The organism is Curtobacterium sp. GD1 (genome assembly GCF_020882855.1).
Classification (GTDB): Bacteria; Actinomycetota; Actinomycetes; order Actinomycetales; family Microbacteriaceae; genus Curtobacterium.
Genome location: NZ_JAFEVQ010000002.1, coordinates 25459 through 39947 on the forward strand (window position 1 = coordinate 25459; position 14489 = coordinate 39947).

Sequence of the window (14489 nt, forward strand, 5' to 3'; positions counted from 1 at the left end):
CGGCACCGTGCCTCCAGTCCCGCGACCGGTCGCGCCTCAGTGCGCGGCGGCTTCCCAGTTCGGGCCGACGCCCACGGACACGTCCAGCGGGACGGTCAGCTCGGCCGCGCCGCCCATGCGGGTGCGGAGGATCTCCTCGACCCGCTCCTGCTCGCCGGGCGCGACCTCGAGGATGAGCTCGTCGTGCACCTGCAGCAGCAGGTGCGACGCGAGCCCGCCGTCGCGGAGGTCGGCGGCGACGCCGAGCATCGCGATCTTCATGATGTCGGCCGCCGAGCCCTGGATCGGCGCGTTCAGCGCCGCGCGCTCGGCGTTCTCGCGGAGGACGCGGTTCGGGCTCTTCAGGTCGGGGAACGGGCGACGGCGACCGAAGATGGTCTCGGTGTAGCCGTCCTCGCGCGCCTGCTCGACGACACCGCGCAGGTAGTCGCGCACCGCGCCGAACCGGGCGAAGTACTCGTTCATGAGGGTGCGCGCCTCGGACTGCTCGATGCGGAGCTGCTTCGACAGGCCGAACGGGCTGAGGCCGTACGCGAGGCCGTACGACATCGCCTTGACCTTCGTGCGCATCTCGGGCGTGACGTCGGCCGGCTCGACCGAGAACACCCGGGCGCCGACGAACCGGTGCAGGTCCTCGCCCTCGTTGAAGGCCTGGATCAGACCCGGGTCACCGGACAGGTGCGCCATGATGCGCATCTCGATCTGCGAGTAGTCGGCCGTGATGAGCGTCGTGTAGGGCTCGGCGACGGCGAACGCCGACCGGACCCGGCGCCCCACCGCGGTCTTCACCGGGATGTTCTGCAGGTTCGGGTCGGTCGACGAGATGCGGCCGGTGCTGCTGCCGGTCTGCTCGTACCGGGTGTGGATGCGACCGTCGACGATCGCGGCGTCGAGCGTGTCCACGATCTGCCGGAGCTTCGTGGCGTCGCGGTGCTGGAGCAGCAGGCCGAGGAACGGGTGCGGGTGCTGTTCCTGCAGGTCGGCGAGGCTCGCGGCGTCGGTCGAGAACCCGGTCTTCGTCTTGCGGGTCTTCGGCATCGCGAGCTCGGTGAAGAGGACCTCTTGCAGCTGCTTCGGCGACCCGAGGTTCACCTCGTGCCCGATCTCGGCGAAGGCCTGCTGCGCGAGTTCGGCCGCGCGCTCCCCCAGGTCGTGCGACAGCCCGGTGAGCACCGGACGGTCGATCGCGACACCCGTGGTCTCCATGCCGGCGAGGACCGGGACGAGCGGGAGCTCGATGTCGTCGAGGACGGTGAGCGAGGACTCGTCGAGACGCGCACGCAGCGCGGTGGTGACCCGGAGCACGAACCACGCGTGCACGCCGACGTTCACCGGGTCGGTCTCGGGGACGAGCTGGTTCGGGTCGGCCGTGGGGAGCTCTTCGCCGAGTTCCTGGTAGACGAGGTCGGCGAGGGGCTGCCCCTGCTTGCCCGGCTGCGCGAGCCACCCGGTCAGGCGGGCGTCGCCGGCGATGCCGTTCACCTCGAAGCCGACCGTGGCGAGTGCCTTGATCGCGGTCTTGGCGTCGTGGAAGTGCTTCGGGGCGTCGGAGGCGAACCACGCCGACAGCTGCTCGTAGTCCTTCGCGCCGCTGCCGCCCGGGACGAGGACGGCGTCGTCGTGCGTGGCGATGCCGATCGCGCTGAGGCGCCCGTCGATGACCTCGACCGCGACGCCGTAGCCGTTCGCCGCCTCGGCCGCGTTGCGCCGCTCGAGCCAGTAGCCGAGCTCCTCGTCGATGAGGGTCTTGACCGCGGGCGGCGTCGGCGCACCGCTGTCGACCGAGCCCTCGACCGCGCTGGACTCCGACGGCTCGCCGGAACCCGCGACCTTGAACACGCGGTCGAGCAGCGTGCGGAACTGCAGCTTCGCGAAGAGCTCGCGCACCGCGGCCTCGTCGAGGGGACGGAGTGCGACGTCAGCAGGCCCGACGGGCAGTTCCACGTCGTTCACGAGCCGGTTGAGCTTCCGGTTGCGGATCGCCCGGTCCTTCTGCTCGCGCAGGTTGTTGCCGACGACGCCCTTGATCTCGTCGGCGTGCTCGAGGACGCCGTCGAGGGAGCCGTACGCCGTGATCCACTTCACCGCGGTCTTCTCGCCGACCTTGTCGATGCCGATGAGGTTGTCGCTGGTCTCGCCGACGAGGGCAGCGATGTCGGGGTACTGGTGCGGCTCGATGCCGTACCGCTCGTACACCTTGTCGCGGTCGTACCGGGTGAGCTCGGAGACGCCGCGGACCGACGGGTACAGCAGCGTGACGTCGTCGTTCACGAGCTGGATCGAGTCGCGGTCGCCGGACACCACGTAGACCTGGTAGCCCTGTTCGGAACCCTGGCGGGCGAAGGTGGCGAGGATGTCGTCGGCCTCGTAGTCCTCTTTCGTGACGGTGGTGATGCCCATCGCCTCGAGCGCCTGCTGGAGGAGCGGGATCTGGCCCTTGAACTCGGCCGGGGTCTCGGAGCGGGTGCCCTTGTAGTCCTCGTACTCACGCGTGCGGAACGAGAAGCGCGAGATGTCGAACGCGACCGCCAGGTGGGTCGGCTTCTCGCGCTGGAGGAGCATGAGCAGCATCGAGATGAAGCCGTGGATGGCGTTCGTGTGCTGCCCGTCGCGGTTCACGAAACTGTCGACCGGCAGCGCGTAGAAGGCCCGGAAGGCGAGCGAGTGGCCGTCGATGACCATGAGGGTAGGCTTTGCGGAGTCCGACACCCGGACAGCCTACCGACGCCATCCGACACGGGAGTCCGCCAGCGTGACCGATCGAGCTGCCACCACCGGGACCGTCGACGAGCGCCTCGCCGACCGTGGGATGGGCGAGCTCGCCGAGAAGATGGGCATGGTCATCACGGAGCTCACGGCCGAGCGCGCGGTGGGCACGATCCCGGTCGAGGGCAACCGTCAGCCCGTCGGACTCCTGCACGGCGGCGCCTACGTCGTCCTGGCCGAGAGCCTCGGGTCGATGGCCGCGAACGTGCACGCCGGTCCCGGCCGGTACGCGGTCGGCATCGAGCTGAACGCCTCGCACTCCCGGAGCGCCACGAGCGGCCTGGTCACCGGTACCTGCACGGCACTGCACCTGGGCAACACGCTCACCACGCACGAGATCGTCCTCACCGACGACCAGGGGCGGCGCTGCTCCACCGTGCGCATCACCAACATGATCCGCGAAGCCCGCTGACCCCGGCGGGCGTCACGAAGGAGTGACCCGTGCCCGCCACCGACTGGAGGATCGAACTGATCCTCGTCCCCGTCAGCGACGTCGACCGATCCCGCGAGTTCTACGAACGGATCGGCTTCTCGATCGACCACGACCAGCGCGTCTCCGACGGGCTCCGCTTCGTGCAGGCCACCCCGCCCGGGTCCGCCTGCTCCATCGCGTTCGGTGAGGGCATCATGTCCCCGGACGTCGTCCCCGGCTCGCTCAAGTCGATCCAGGTCGTCGTCCCGGACGCCGACGAGGCCCTCGCGCACCTGCGGGGGCTCGGCGTCGACGCGGTCGGGGTGGACGAGATGGCGTGGGGACGCTTCGTCTTCTTCACCGACCCCGACCGGAACGCGTGGACGCTGCAGCAGCTCCCGGCGCGCGGATGACCGGTCAGTCCTCGGGCGGGCGCTGCAGCAGCAGTCGGGCGTCGCCGAACCCGAGGCGGCGGTAGAGCGTCTCGCCCTCGACGCTCGAGTGCACCGACGTCCGCTCCGCACCGAGCTCGTCGGCGACGTCGAGCAACGCGGTCACGAGGCGGTTCGCGACGCCGGCGCCCCGCAGGTCGGGGTGGACGTAGACGGTCTGCACGTCAGCGGTCAGCCGTCGCCCGGGTCGGTCCGGCGTCGGGGGCCGTGCGACGAGCCCGAGCCACGCCATGCCGAGCACCCGGCCGTCGCGTTCGGCCACGACGCAGCGGTGCGTGTCGGGGTGGGCGGCGGCGAACGCCGACATCGCCTCGCGGTACTCGTCCGGGGTCACGCCCGGCGTCGCACCGCCTTCGTCGACGCTCCACCGCCATCGCAGGTCGGCCACCGCCGGCATGTCGTCGGGCCTGGAGGCACGGATCACCACGTCGTCCATGGCTCCACCCTGCCAGGTGGTCGGCCTGGTGCGCGCCCGGGTCGCTACTTCTTGGCGCTGAGCTGCTCGATGATCGCCTTGGCGACGTCGTGCATGGTCAGGCGGCGGTCCATCGAGGCCTTCTGGATCCAGCGGAACGCCTCGGGCTCGGTGAGGCCCATCTTCTCGTTGAGCAGGCCCTTGGCGCGGTCGACGAGCTTGCGGGTCTCGAAGCGCTCGACGAGGTCGGCGACCTCGGCCTCGAGCGTGATGATCTGCTGGTGCCGCGAGAGGGCGATCTCGATCGCGGGCAGGAGGTCGTTCGGCGTGAACGGCTTCACGACGTAGGCGAGGGCGCCGGCCTCGGTCGCACGCTCGACGAGGTCCTTCTGGCTGAACGCCGTGAGGAGGACCACGGGGGCGATGTGGTTCTTCGAGAGCTTCTCGGCGGCGGAGATGCCGTCGAGCTGCGGCATCTTGACGTCCATCACGACGAGGTCGGGACGGAGGTCGGTCGCGAGCTGCACGGCGGTCTCGCCGTCACCCGCTTCGCCGACGACGTCGAACCCGTTGTCGCGGAGGATCTCGACGATGTCGAGGCGGATGAGCGACTCGTCCTCGGCGACGACGACGCGACGGGGTGCTGTTGCAGTTGCTTCTGTGTCACTCACACCCAGAAGCCTACTAGACCTCGGAAGTGCCAGTTGTACGAGTGGCGGGACTCGAACCCGCACGCCGTGAAGCAGAGCATTTTGAGTGCCCCGTGTCTACCATTCCACCACACTCGCGTAGGGCATCAGGCTAGCAGGACGCCCGCTCGCGGACGTGCACCGGCCGGCACCGTTCTACTCGCGGGCAGGCGCACGACGAACACCGCGCCGCCCAGTTCTCCGTCGGCCCCGTGCGCGAGCGAACCGCCGTGCGCGACGGCGATCCCGCGCGCGATCGGCAGCCCGAGGCCGGCGCCGCCGGAGCGGGTGTCCCGAGCGTCCTCGAGCCGGACGAGTCGGTCGAACACGCGCTCGCGGTCGGCTGCCGGGATCCCGGGGCCGTCGTCCTCGACACGGAGTCGGGCCTCCTCCGGTCCCGCGTTGAGGCGGAGCCGGACCGTGCCGGTGCCCCCGGTGGCCCTCGCGGCGTTGTCGACCAGGTTGCCGAGCACCTGGGCGAGTCGGTCCGGGTCCACGTCGGCGTCGACCGGGTGCTCGGGGACCTCGACGCGCAGCTCCACGCCGGGCAACCGGATGCGGAGCCGCTCGGCCTCGGCGTGGAGCCAGTCGACGAGGTCCGTCCGGCGCCGGTCGAGGGCGATCCCACGGTCCAGCCGCGCCATCGTCAGCATGTCGTCGACGAGCCGAGCCGCCCGGTCGGCCTGCCGCACGACGTGCACCGCGAGCAGCTCGTTCGTCTCCGGGTCGTCCGGGCCGTTGCGCACGAGGGTGTCCGCCGCGGCCCGGACACCGGCGACCGGCGTGCGCAGCTCGTGGGCGGCGTCGGACAGGAACGCGCGGACACGTTCCTCGGCGGCGACGGCCTGCGCTTCCGCGCCCTCGACCGCGTCGAGCATCTCGTCGAGGGCGAGCGCCACCCGGCCGATCTCCGTGTCGGTGCGGGACGGCCGGAGTCGGCGTCCGCGGTCCCCCGCGGTGATGGACCGGGCGGCGGCGGTCATCTCGTCGAGCGGGCGCAGCGAGCGTCGGACGACGAGCACGACACCCACGACGGCGACGCCGAGGAAGGCGGCGGACGCACCGCCCATCACCCAGCCGAGCTGCGCCAGGGTCTCCTGCACGTCGCGCGTGCCGGCGGTCAGCGTGATGCGGGTGCCGTCCTCGAGGTCCGAGCGGAGGGTCAGCACGCCGTCGTCCTCGTGCACCGACGACGACGTGATGGTGGCGCCGGCACTGTCGGACGAGCCGGTGGTCGACGGAGCCACCGAGGACCGGGCCGCCGGTCCGGGCAGGCCCGTCGGGTCGGGTGGCCCCTTCCGCAACTGCTCGGGGCTGGGGCCGGCCTCGACCGCGGCGCCGTCGGGTTCGACGATCCGCACGGAGAGCCCCTGCGCCGACAGCCGGTCGGCGAGGTCGCTCGCGTCGAGCACCCCGACGAGCGCGGCCGCAGCGGACGCCCGGTCACGCAGGCGGTCCTCGACCTGGGCGGTCAGTCGGGCGCCGAGGACGGCCTCGACCGCGACGACGAGGGCCGTCAGCAGGACCGCGAGGAGCACCAGGATCGCGACCACGGTCCGCAGCCGGAGCGAGGTGGTCCGTAGGCGTCCGTCGCGCATCACGCCGCACCCCGGTCCACCGCGAGCCGGTACCCGAGGCCCCGGACGGTGTGCACGAGCCGCGGCCCGTGCGCCTCCATCTTCCGCCGCAGTGCGCTGAGGTGCACCTCGACCAGGTTGGGTGCGATGTCCTCGTAGCCCCAGACCTGGGTCGTGATCTGCCCCTTCGACACCGTCCGTCCGCGGCTCTCGGCGAGGAACCGGAGGAGTCGGAACTCGGTCGCGGTCAGGTCGAGCAGCACGCCGGCGCGGCGGACCGTGGAGCCGTCGGGGTCGAGCACAAGGTCGCCCACCTCGATCACGGACGGCACCCGTCCTCGGCGCCGGAGCACCGCCGTCACCCGGGCGACGAGCTCGGCCATCGCGAACGGCTTCACGACGTAGTCGTCCGCCCCCTCGGCGAACCCGCGCAGTCGGTCGTCGAGCTCGTCCCGCGCGGTGGTCATCACGACGGCGGCGTCCGACCGGGCCCGGATGCGGGCGGCGAGCAGGATGCCGCTCGGCCCGGGGAGCATCCAGTCGAGCAGGACGAGGTCCGGGGCGGTGCGGTCGAGGTCGGCGGCGATGGAACGGCCGTCCGTGACCTCCGCGACGGAGAACCCCTCGGCGCGGAGGGTCGTCACGACGGCGGTGCGGAGGGAGTCGTCGTCCTCGACGACCAGGATGCGGGCGGGTGCGGTCACGGCGGACACCGTAGGTCGGCTCCGCCAGCACGGAGCATGGAACGGCCTGGAGAAACCCTGTGCTCCACGAATGCTTCAGTCCTGCTTCAGATTCGAACCCGAGCGTCGTCCTCGTCGGCGGACCGACCCGGTCGACCGACGGACGAACAGGAGAACACCATGGAGAACGAACAGGGCACGAAGCGTCGCCGGACCCTCCGCGCGGTCGGGATCGGATCCGCAGCGGCGGCCGTGCTGGTCCTCGGCGGGATCGGGGTGAGCGCAGCAGTGGCCGCCCCCGCCACGCCGAGCGCATCGGCGACCGGAGCCCCGTCCGGAGCACCGAGCGGCGCACCGACCGGCGCGCCCACGGGCGGTCCGGCCGCGGGCCCCGCGGGGAAGGGCGACTCGACGGGCACCGCCCCCGGCTGCGTCGCCGGCCCGCTCGCCGACGGGAAGGCGCCGACGCCGTCGACGGACGGCACGGCTCCGACCCCGCCGAAGGACGGCACGGCACCGACCCCGCCGAAGGACGGAACGGCACCGAAGCCGCCGAAGGACGGGGAGGCGCCCAAGCCCCCGAAGGACGGCGAGGCACCCACCCCGCCGGCCGCACCCGACGCGGGCGCCACCTCGACACCGGAGCCGACGACCGGGTCCTGACCACCCCGCACCCGCCACGGGAGGCGCGCGCCGTCGGCCGACGGACCGACGTGTGCCGCGCCTCCCGAGCCGGCGGAGCCGTCCGCTCAGGGACGCTCGATCGCCTCGATCGCCGCCACCACGCCCGCCCGCCGCGGCGACCGACGCGGCAACGCCGCGAGCAGCGCCCGCAGCACCTGCTCGTCCGCCGCGCCGTCCGCGGTGCGTGCCCACGCCTGCAGCGCGTCCACCCCGCCGTCCTGGAGGAGCGACTCACGGAACCGGGACCGGACGCGGTCGCGCAGGTCGTCGACCCCGGGCGACGCGGACCCCGGCAGGACCGGTCCGGTGTACCGGTCGACGGCCTGGAGGCGCGCCCCGCGGTCGAGCGCGGAGAGGACCGTCTCGACGTCGGTCCGGATCCCCTCCAGGCGGTACGGCCTGGACGTCAGGCGCGCGTCGAGCGCGTGGTGGGCGAGGACACGTCGGAGCCGCACCACCTCGGCGCGCAGCGTCTGGACGGCGCGCGGGTCGCCGTACACGGCGACCGCGAGGTCCGCGGCGGCCAGTCCCTGCGGGTTCGCGGCGAGCACCGCGAGGATCTCCGAGTGCCGCTCGGACAACGCGACCGACCGCGACCCGACGTGCAGCGTCGCGGTGTCGGACCCGAGCAGGGTGAGCTCGGCGGACGGGGCCGCAGCCGGACGGTGTGCGGTCCGGGCCGAGAGCGCCGCCAGTGCGAGTTCGGCCTCGGCCGCCGCGGCCGTCGCCGTCAGGAGCGGCAGCGTGTGGCGTTCGACGGCGCGGTCGTCGCCCGTGATGTCGAGCGCGCCGACCACCGTGCCCGCGGCGTCGCGGAGCGGGACCGCCGTGCAGGAGAACCCCTTCACGGCCGTCGCGTAGTGCTCCTCCGCGTGGATCTGCACGGCGCGTCCGAGCCGGAGCGCGGTCCCCGGAGCACTCGTCCCGGCGCGTTCCTCCGCCCAGTCGGCCCCGGGGACGAACCCCATGCCCTCCGCGGCGCGCCGTGCGGATCGTGCGCCGTCCACCCAGACGAGCCGACCCGATGCGTCCGCGAGGGCGACGACGCACCCCGCCGACCGGACGTCGTCGAGCAGGAGCCGTCGGACGACCGGCAGCGCGGTGCCGAGCGGACCGGCACGGCGGAGGGCGTCGAGTTCGTCCTCGCCGATCGAGGGCGTCGGCACGGTCTCGGGGTCGACGCGGGCGGAGCGACGCCAGGACGCTGCGACGAGCGGGCGGAGACCGGACGGTTCGCGCATGCGCCCTCCTGTCCGGTCCCCGTCGCGTCGTTGCGATCGGTGCGGTCAGCCTACGTCCGGCACCCCGCTCGGGCCAGGGCCGGCGTTGACCAGGCCGAGATCCGCGAGCTCGGCGTCGTCCAGCATCCGGGAGCGGGTGAGGAACCGCTTGCCCTCCGGCACCTCGAGGGAGAAGCCCGCGCCACGACCGTCCACGACGTCGATCGTGAGGTGGGTGTACTTCCAGTACTCGAACTGCGACCGCGACATGTACACCTCGACGGGCGCGATGCCGTCGACCTCGAGCGCGCCGAGGAGCACGTCGCCCGAGCCGGTCATGAACATGCCGACGGGGTAGCACATCGGGCTGGAGCCGTCGCAGCACCCGCCCGACTGGTGGAACATGAGCGGGCCGTGCCGGGCGGCGAGGGAGCGCAGGAGCTCCCCCGCCGCCGGCGTCACCGCCACGCGGGCGGTGGCGGGCCGGTCGTCGGTGGCCGGCCCGTCGTCGGTGTCGGGCATCAGAAGAAGCCCATCGGGCCCTCGGCGTAGGACACCAGCAGGTTCTTCGTCTGCTGGTAGTGCTCCAGCATCATCTTGTGGTTCTCCCGTCCGATGCCGGACTGCTTGTAGCCGCCGAACGCCGCTCCGGCGGGGTACTGGTGGTAGGTGTTCTCCCACACACGCCCGGCCTGGATGTCACGGCCGGCGCGGTAGAGCGTGGTGGCCTCACGGCTCCACACCCCGGCGCCGAGGCCGTACAGCGTGTCGTTGGCGATCGAGATCGCGTCGTCGTAACCGCTGAAGCTCGTCAGGGCGAGGACCGGGCCGAAGATCTCCTCCTGGAAGATCCGCATCGAGTTGTCCCCCTCGAACACCGTCGGCGTGACGTAGTACCCGCCGGACAGCTCCCCGCCGAGGTCCGCCCGCTCGCCGCCGGTGAGGAGCTTCGCGCCCTCCTGCTTCCCGATGTCGATGTAGCTCAGGATCTTCTCGAGCTGGTCGTTCGACGCCTGCGCGCCGATCATCGTCGACAGGTCGAGCGGGTGCCCCTGCTTGACGGCGCGCACCCGGTCGAGCCCGTCCGCGACGAAGCCGTCGTAGATCTCCCTCGCCACGAGTGCCCGCGACGGGCAGGTGCAGACCTCGCCCTGGTTGAGGTTGAAGAACGCGAAGCCCTCGAGTGCCTTGTCGTAGAAGGCGTCCTGCTGCTGGGCGACGTCGGCGAAGAAGACGTTCGGGCTCTTGCCGCCGAGTTCGAGCGTCACGGGGATGAGGTTCTGCGACGCGTACTGCATGATGAGCCGGCCCGTGGTCGTCTCCCCCGTGAAGGCGACCTTGCGGATGTCCGGGTGCTGCGCGAGCGGTGCACCGACCTCGATGCCGAAGCCGTTCACGACGTTGAGGACACCGGCCGGGAGCAGGTCCCCGATCAGGTCGATGAGCACGTGGATGGACGCCGGTGTCTGCTCGGCCGGCTTCAGGACGACGCAGTTGCCCGCCGCCAGTGCCGGAGCGAGCTTCCACACCGCCATCAGGATGGGGAAGTTCCACGGGATGATCTGCCCGACGACGCCGAGCGGTTCGTGGAAGTGGTAGGCCACGGTGTCGTGGTCGATCTCCCCCGTCGAGCCCTCCTGCGCGCGGATCGCCCCGGCGAAGTAGCGGAAGTGGTCGATCGCCAGCGGGATGTCCGCGCCGATGGTCTCGCGGATGGGCTTGCCGTTCTCCCACGTCTCCGCGACCGCCAGGGCCTCGAGGTTCTGCTCCATCCGGTCCGCGATCCTGTTGAGGATGCCGGCGCGTTCGGCGACGCTCGTCCGACCCCAGGCCGGGAACGCCTTCCACGCGGCCTCGACCGCACGGTCGACGTCGGTGGAGTCACCGCGGGCGATCTCGGTGAACACCTTGCCGGTGACGGGGGTGGGGTTCTCGAAGTACTGTCCCCCGGCCGGCGGGACGTACGCGCCGCCGATGTAGTGGTCGTACCGGGAGCGGTACGAGACGAGGGACCCCTCCTCGCCGGGTGCGGCGTAGGTGGATGGTGACGGTGCGATGGTCATGGTGGACACCTTTCGACGACTCTGTCGGGGCGCTGGGTCCGCGCCTGCCCGAACGCTACGGCGGCGCAGGTTGCATCCGGTTGCGCCGCTTCGCGGCGCTTCGCCCTCCGCGCGACGAACCGACCGCTGCCGGCCGATGTAGCGTCGGACCGAGCAGACCTGACAGGGAGGAGTGCTCGTGGACTCTCGTGCCGTCCGCACGTTCCGCGTGTTCGTCATCGTCACCGCGGTCGTCGCCATCGCGCTCGGCATCGTCGCGATCGTCTGGCCGCGCCCGTCGCTCGTCGTCGTCGCGCTGCTGTTCGGCGTGTACCTCGTCGTGGCCGGCGCACTGCGGGTGTTCGCCGCGGTGCGGGGCCACGGCACGCCGCCGGTGTGGCGCTGGACCTCCGGCGTCGTCGGCGGCCTGGTCGGGGTCGCCGGACTCGTGACGCTGCTGGACCCCGCCGTCCCGCTCGTCGTCTACGCGGTGCTCGCCGGCGTCGGCTTCATCGTCGAGGGGATCGCGTCGTTGATCGGCGGCTTCGTGGGACACCCGGGGTCGTCGCGGGTCCCGTCGATCGTGAGCGGGGTGCTCTCGATCCTCGGGGGCGTGGTCGTGCTCGTCGCGCCGGGGCTCGCGCTGACCGTGTTCATGGTCTTCTCGGGCATCGCGCTCATCGTCGTCGGCGCTGCGGCCCTGCTGCTGCTCCCGCCTCGGGCGGCCGTCCGTCGCTAGCCCGGGTGGGCCGGACGCGGCCTCGTCGGTCGTCGGAGGGCTACGCGCTGCCCGTCCCGAACAGCAGCCCGAGCCCGTAGGTGACCGCTGCCGCACCGAACCCGATCGCGAGCTGCCGGAGCGCCCGACGCAGCGGCGACGCACCGCTCAGCACGCCGACCACCGCGCCCGTGCCGAGCAGGGCGATCCCCACGAGGAGCGCCGCGACCGCGATCGCCGCCCACCCCTCGAGGCCGAACAGGTACGGGAGCACCGGGATGATCGCCCCCGACGCGAAGAAGCAGAAGCTCGAGACCGCCGCGCTCATGCCGTTGCCGATGGCCTCGTGGTCGTCCACCGGCGCCGTGCCCGTCACCGCGGCTCCGCCGAGGACGTCGTCGGCGTGCTGCTGGGCCTCGGCCTCGGACATGCCCCGAGCCCGGTACACGAGGGCGAGCTCGTTCGCGTCGACGTCGAGGTCCGCGACCGCCCGGCCGGCTTCGGGGTGCGGGGCCGATGCCGTGAGGAGCTCCCGCTGCGACCGCACCGAGACGTACTCCCCCGCCCCCATCGACAGCGCGCCGGCGAGGAGTCCCGCGATGCCGCTCAGGAGGACGAAGTGCCGGTCCGCCCCGGACGCGCTCACGCCGATGATGAGCGCCAGGTTCGACACGAGGCCGTCGTTCGCGCCGAACACCGCGGCACGGAAGGTGCCGGACAGACGCATCCGCCCGCGGTTGGCGAGCCCGCGGACGACCTCGCCGTGGATCCGTTCGTCGGCCGCCATGCTCGCGGTCGCGTCGGCGTCGTCGGCGTAGGGCGAACGGTCCTCGGCGCGCTGCATGAGCGCGAGGACGAACACCGACCCGAACCGCTTCGCCAGCGACGCGAGCACCCGGGTGCGGAGGCTCCCGCGCTGCGGCCGCCCGACGTCGTCGCCGAGCAGGTCGAGCCAGTGCTGCTCGTGCCGTCCCTCGGCCTCGGCCAGGGCGGACAGGATCTCGCGTTCCTCACCGTGTCGCCGGGCGGCGAGGTTCCGGTAGACGGCGGCTTCCGCCCGTTCGTCCGCCAGGTAGCGGCGCCAGCGTCGGACGTCGGTGCGCTGGGCGGTGGGTCGGGACTGGAGGCTCACACCGGCCATCCTGCCCGCTCGCGCGACCGCGTGGTCACGCGGCCGCGGGGCGGAACGCGACAGGGCGCGGACCGGAGGCTGCGTGCGTCGCCGCACCGTGCCTCCCGTCCGCGCCCTGTCGGGACGCGACGCGACGTCAGTCGCGCACGTAGGCCGGAGCGGCCTCGGCGTGGGCGTCGCCCACGCGGTGCACGCGCAGGTCGTTCGTCGACCCCTCGATGCCGGGAGGGGAACCGGCCGTCACGATGACGCGGTCCCCGGGGGCGGCGAGGCCGTTCTCGAGGAGGACGTCGTCCACCTGCGAGAAGAGCTCGTCGGTGTGGGTCTTGCGCTCGACGAGGAACGAGCGGACACCCCACGTGAGGGCCATGCGGCGACGCGTCGCCTCGTTCGGGGTGAACGCGATGATCGGCAGGCCGTGGCGCAGACGCGACATGCGGCGGGCCGAGTCGCCGGACTCGGTGAACACGCAGAGGTACGAGGCCTCGGTGAACTCCGCGATCTCGACCGCGGCGAGCGTGATCGCCCCGCCGAGGGTGCGCGGCTTGGTGCCGAGCGGCGCGATGCGCTCGAGGCCGTGGTCCTCGGTGGACTCGACGATGCGGGCCATCGTGCGGACCGTCTGCACCGGGTACTCGCCGACGCTGGTCTCGCCCGAGAGCATGACCGCGTCCGCGCCGTCGAGCACGGCGTTCGCGACGTCGGAGGTCTCGGCGCGGGTCGGGATCGGCGACGAGATCATCGACTCGAGCATCTGGGTCGCGACGATGACCGGCTTCGCCATGCGGCGGGCGAGCTCGACGGCGCGCTTCTGCACGATCGGGACGGCCTCGAGCGGGAGCTCCACACCGAGGTCACCGCGGGCGACCATGATGCTGTCGAACGCGTCGATGATCTCCTCGAGCGCGTCGACGGCCTGCGGCTTCTCGATCTTCGCGATCACGGGGAGGCGCTTGCCCTCTTCGTCCATGATCTCGTGGGCACGCTCGACGTCGGCGGCGTTGCGCACGAACGACAGCGCGATGAGGTCGGCGCCCTGGCGGATGCCCCAGCGGAGGTCCGCCTCGTCCTTCTCGCTGAGCGCGGGGACGTTCACGGCGACGCCGGGCAGGTTGATGCCCTTGTTGTTGGACACGGTGCCGCCGACGACGACCTCGGTGCGGACGCGCACGCCGTCGGTGTCGAGCACGCGGAGGCGGACCCGGCCGTCGTCGATGAGCAGCGGGTCACCGGGCTTGACGTCCTGCGGGAGGCCCTTGAAGGTCGTGCCGCAGATCTCCTTCGAGCCGGGGACGTCCTCGGTGGTGATGGTGAACACGTCGCCGACCGCGAGGTCGTGCGGGCCGTCGGCGAACTTCGCGAGGCGGATCTTCGGACCCTGCAGGTCGACGAGGATCGCGACGGGCTTGCCGAGCTCCTCGGCGGCGCGACGGACGTTCTCGTAGTTGGCCTCGTGGACGCTGTAGTCACCGTGGCTGAGGTTGAGGCGGGCGACGTCGACGCCTGCCTCGATGATCTCCTTGACGGTCTCGTACTCCGACGTTGCCGGTCCGAGCGTCGAAACGATCTTTGCGCGTCTCAATGGATTCCTTCGTGGTGGTGGATGGTGCTTGGGTTTCCGCGCTGTGGGGCCGCGCGGAACGAAGCGAGGCCACCAGCACCCTATCGAGTGCCGGTGGCCTGTCGCTCACTGCTGGGT

14 protein-coding genes and 1 tRNA gene are annotated in these 14489 nt (G+C 72.1%); 4 read left to right on the forward strand and 11 right to left on the reverse strand.

Annotated features, from left to right (window positions below; genetic code table 11):
- Nucleotides 1-36: 36 nt before the first annotated feature.
- On the reverse strand, nucleotides 37-2709 hold the full coding sequence (polA, locus tag JSX79_RS01740; RefSeq protein ID WP_229084965.1) for a DNA polymerase I: 2673 nt from the start codon (nucleotides 2707-2709) through the stop codon (nucleotides 37-39).
- Between the two features lie 100 nt (nucleotides 2710-2809).
- Here polA and JSX79_RS01745 point away from each other — a divergent pair, with 100 nt between their 5' ends.
- Together JSX79_RS01745 and JSX79_RS01750 are read left to right on the forward strand one after the other, a co-directional pair.
- The gene (locus JSX79_RS01745) at nucleotides 2810-3178 is read left to right on the forward strand and encodes a PaaI family thioesterase (protein WP_071296366.1); all 369 of its coding nucleotides are present in this window, start codon (nucleotides 2810-2812) and stop codon (nucleotides 3176-3178) included.
- Nucleotides 3179-3207: 29 nt separating this feature from the next.
- Nucleotides 3208-3591 (forward strand): VOC family protein, encoded by a 384-nt coding sequence (locus tag JSX79_RS01750; protein ID WP_229084966.1) that lies wholly within the window; start codon nucleotides 3208-3210, stop codon nucleotides 3589-3591.
- 4 nt (nucleotides 3592-3595) lie between these two features.
- Here the strand turns inward: JSX79_RS01750 and JSX79_RS01755 are convergent, their stop codons facing one another.
- From JSX79_RS01755 to JSX79_RS01775, 5 genes are all read right to left on the reverse strand, one after another.
- Entirely contained in the window at nucleotides 3596-4066 is a 471-nt protein-coding gene (locus JSX79_RS01755) for a GNAT family N-acetyltransferase (protein ID WP_229084968.1), read from the reverse strand.
- A 44-nt stretch (nucleotides 4067-4110) separates the two neighbouring features.
- A complete protein-coding gene (locus tag JSX79_RS01760; protein ID WP_022905562.1) occupies nucleotides 4111-4716 on the reverse strand; it encodes an ANTAR domain-containing response regulator in 606 nt (201 codons plus the stop codon).
- Between the two features lie 36 nt (nucleotides 4717-4752).
- A tRNA-Leu gene (locus tag JSX79_RS01765) sits at nucleotides 4753-4833 on the reverse strand.
- 8 nt (nucleotides 4834-4841) lie between these two features.
- Nucleotides 4842-6332 (reverse strand): HAMP domain-containing sensor histidine kinase, encoded by a 1491-nt coding sequence (locus JSX79_RS01770; protein WP_229084969.1) that lies wholly within the window; start codon nucleotides 6330-6332, stop codon nucleotides 4842-4844.
- On the reverse strand, nucleotides 6332-7015 hold the full coding sequence (locus JSX79_RS01775) for a response regulator transcription factor (RefSeq protein ID WP_070419053.1): 684 nt from the start codon (nucleotides 7013-7015) through the stop codon (nucleotides 6332-6334). The genes JSX79_RS01770 and JSX79_RS01775 overlap by 1 nt, the downstream gene beginning before the upstream one ends.
- Nucleotides 7016-7174: 159 nt before the next feature.
- Here JSX79_RS01775 and JSX79_RS01780 point away from each other — a divergent pair, with 159 nt between their 5' ends.
- Entirely contained in the window at nucleotides 7175-7657 is a 483-nt protein-coding gene (locus JSX79_RS01780; protein WP_229084971.1) for a hypothetical protein, read from the forward strand.
- Nucleotides 7658-7743: 86 nt separating this feature from the next.
- Here JSX79_RS01780 and JSX79_RS01785 read toward each other — a convergent pair whose 3' ends face one another.
- The 3 genes from JSX79_RS01785 to JSX79_RS01795 are packed head-to-tail and all read right to left on the reverse strand — an operon-like array spanning nucleotide 7744 to nucleotide 10961.
- Entirely contained in the window at nucleotides 7744-8919 is a 1176-nt protein-coding gene (locus JSX79_RS01785; RefSeq protein WP_229084973.1) for a GAF domain-containing protein, read from the reverse strand.
- A 45-nt stretch (nucleotides 8920-8964) separates the two neighbouring features.
- Nucleotides 8965-9420 (reverse strand): DUF779 domain-containing protein, encoded by a 456-nt coding sequence (locus tag JSX79_RS01790; RefSeq protein ID WP_229084975.1) that lies wholly within the window; start codon nucleotides 9418-9420, stop codon nucleotides 8965-8967.
- Nucleotides 9420-10961, reverse strand: coding sequence for an aldehyde dehydrogenase family protein (locus tag JSX79_RS01795; protein ID WP_071296289.1), 1542 nt, complete (start codon nucleotides 10959-10961; stop codon nucleotides 9420-9422). The genes JSX79_RS01790 and JSX79_RS01795 overlap by 1 nt, the downstream gene beginning before the upstream one ends.
- 178 nt (nucleotides 10962-11139) lie before the next feature.
- On the opposite strand from JSX79_RS01795, the gene JSX79_RS18550 reads away from it, so the two are divergent.
- On the forward strand, nucleotides 11140-11679 hold the full coding sequence (locus JSX79_RS18550; protein ID WP_070416229.1) for an HdeD family acid-resistance protein: 540 nt from the start codon (nucleotides 11140-11142) through the stop codon (nucleotides 11677-11679).
- A 40-nt stretch (nucleotides 11680-11719) separates the two neighbouring features.
- Here JSX79_RS18550 and JSX79_RS01805 read toward each other — a convergent pair whose 3' ends face one another.
- Both JSX79_RS01805 and pyk read right to left on the reverse strand, forming a co-directional pair.
- Complete coding sequence (locus tag JSX79_RS01805; protein ID WP_071296287.1) at nucleotides 11720-12799, reverse strand: VIT1/CCC1 transporter family protein; 1080 nt, start codon at nucleotides 12797-12799, stop codon at nucleotides 11720-11722.
- 127 nt (nucleotides 12800-12926) lie between these two features.
- Nucleotides 12927-14372 (reverse strand): pyruvate kinase, encoded by a 1446-nt coding sequence (gene pyk / locus JSX79_RS01810; protein ID WP_070416231.1) that lies wholly within the window; start codon nucleotides 14370-14372, stop codon nucleotides 12927-12929.
- Nucleotides 14373-14489: the final 117 nt, after the last annotated feature.

Bases quoted from the DNA above. Each gene is read 5' to 3' on its own strand.
- JSX79_RS01745 (WP_071296366.1), top strand. From the start codon at position 2,810: ATGGGCGAGCTCGCCGAGAAGATGGGCATGGTCATCACGGAGCTCACG.
- JSX79_RS01755 (WP_229084968.1), bottom strand. From the start codon at position 4,066: ATGGACGACGTGGTGATCCGTGCCTCCAGGCCCGACGACATGCCGGCG.
- JSX79_RS01770 (WP_229084969.1), bottom strand. From the start codon at position 6,332: ATGCGCGACGGACGCCTACGGACCACCTCGCTCCGGCTGCGGACCGTG.
- JSX79_RS01780 (WP_229084971.1), top strand. From the start codon at position 7,175: ATGGAGAACGAACAGGGCACGAAGCGTCGCCGGACCCTCCGCGCGGTC.
- JSX79_RS01785 (WP_229084973.1), bottom strand. From the start codon at position 8,919: ATGCGCGAACCGTCCGGTCTCCGCCCGCTCGTCGCAGCGTCCTGGCGT.
- JSX79_RS01790 (WP_229084975.1), bottom strand. From the start codon at position 9,420: ATGCCCGACACCGACGACGGGCCGGCCACCGACGACCGGCCCGCCACC.
- JSX79_RS01795 (WP_071296289.1), bottom strand. From the start codon at position 10,961: ATGACCATCGCACCGTCACCATCCACCTACGCCGCACCCGGCGAGGAG.
- JSX79_RS01805 (WP_071296287.1), bottom strand. From the start codon at position 12,799: ATGGCCGGTGTGAGCCTCCAGTCCCGACCCACCGCCCAGCGCACCGAC.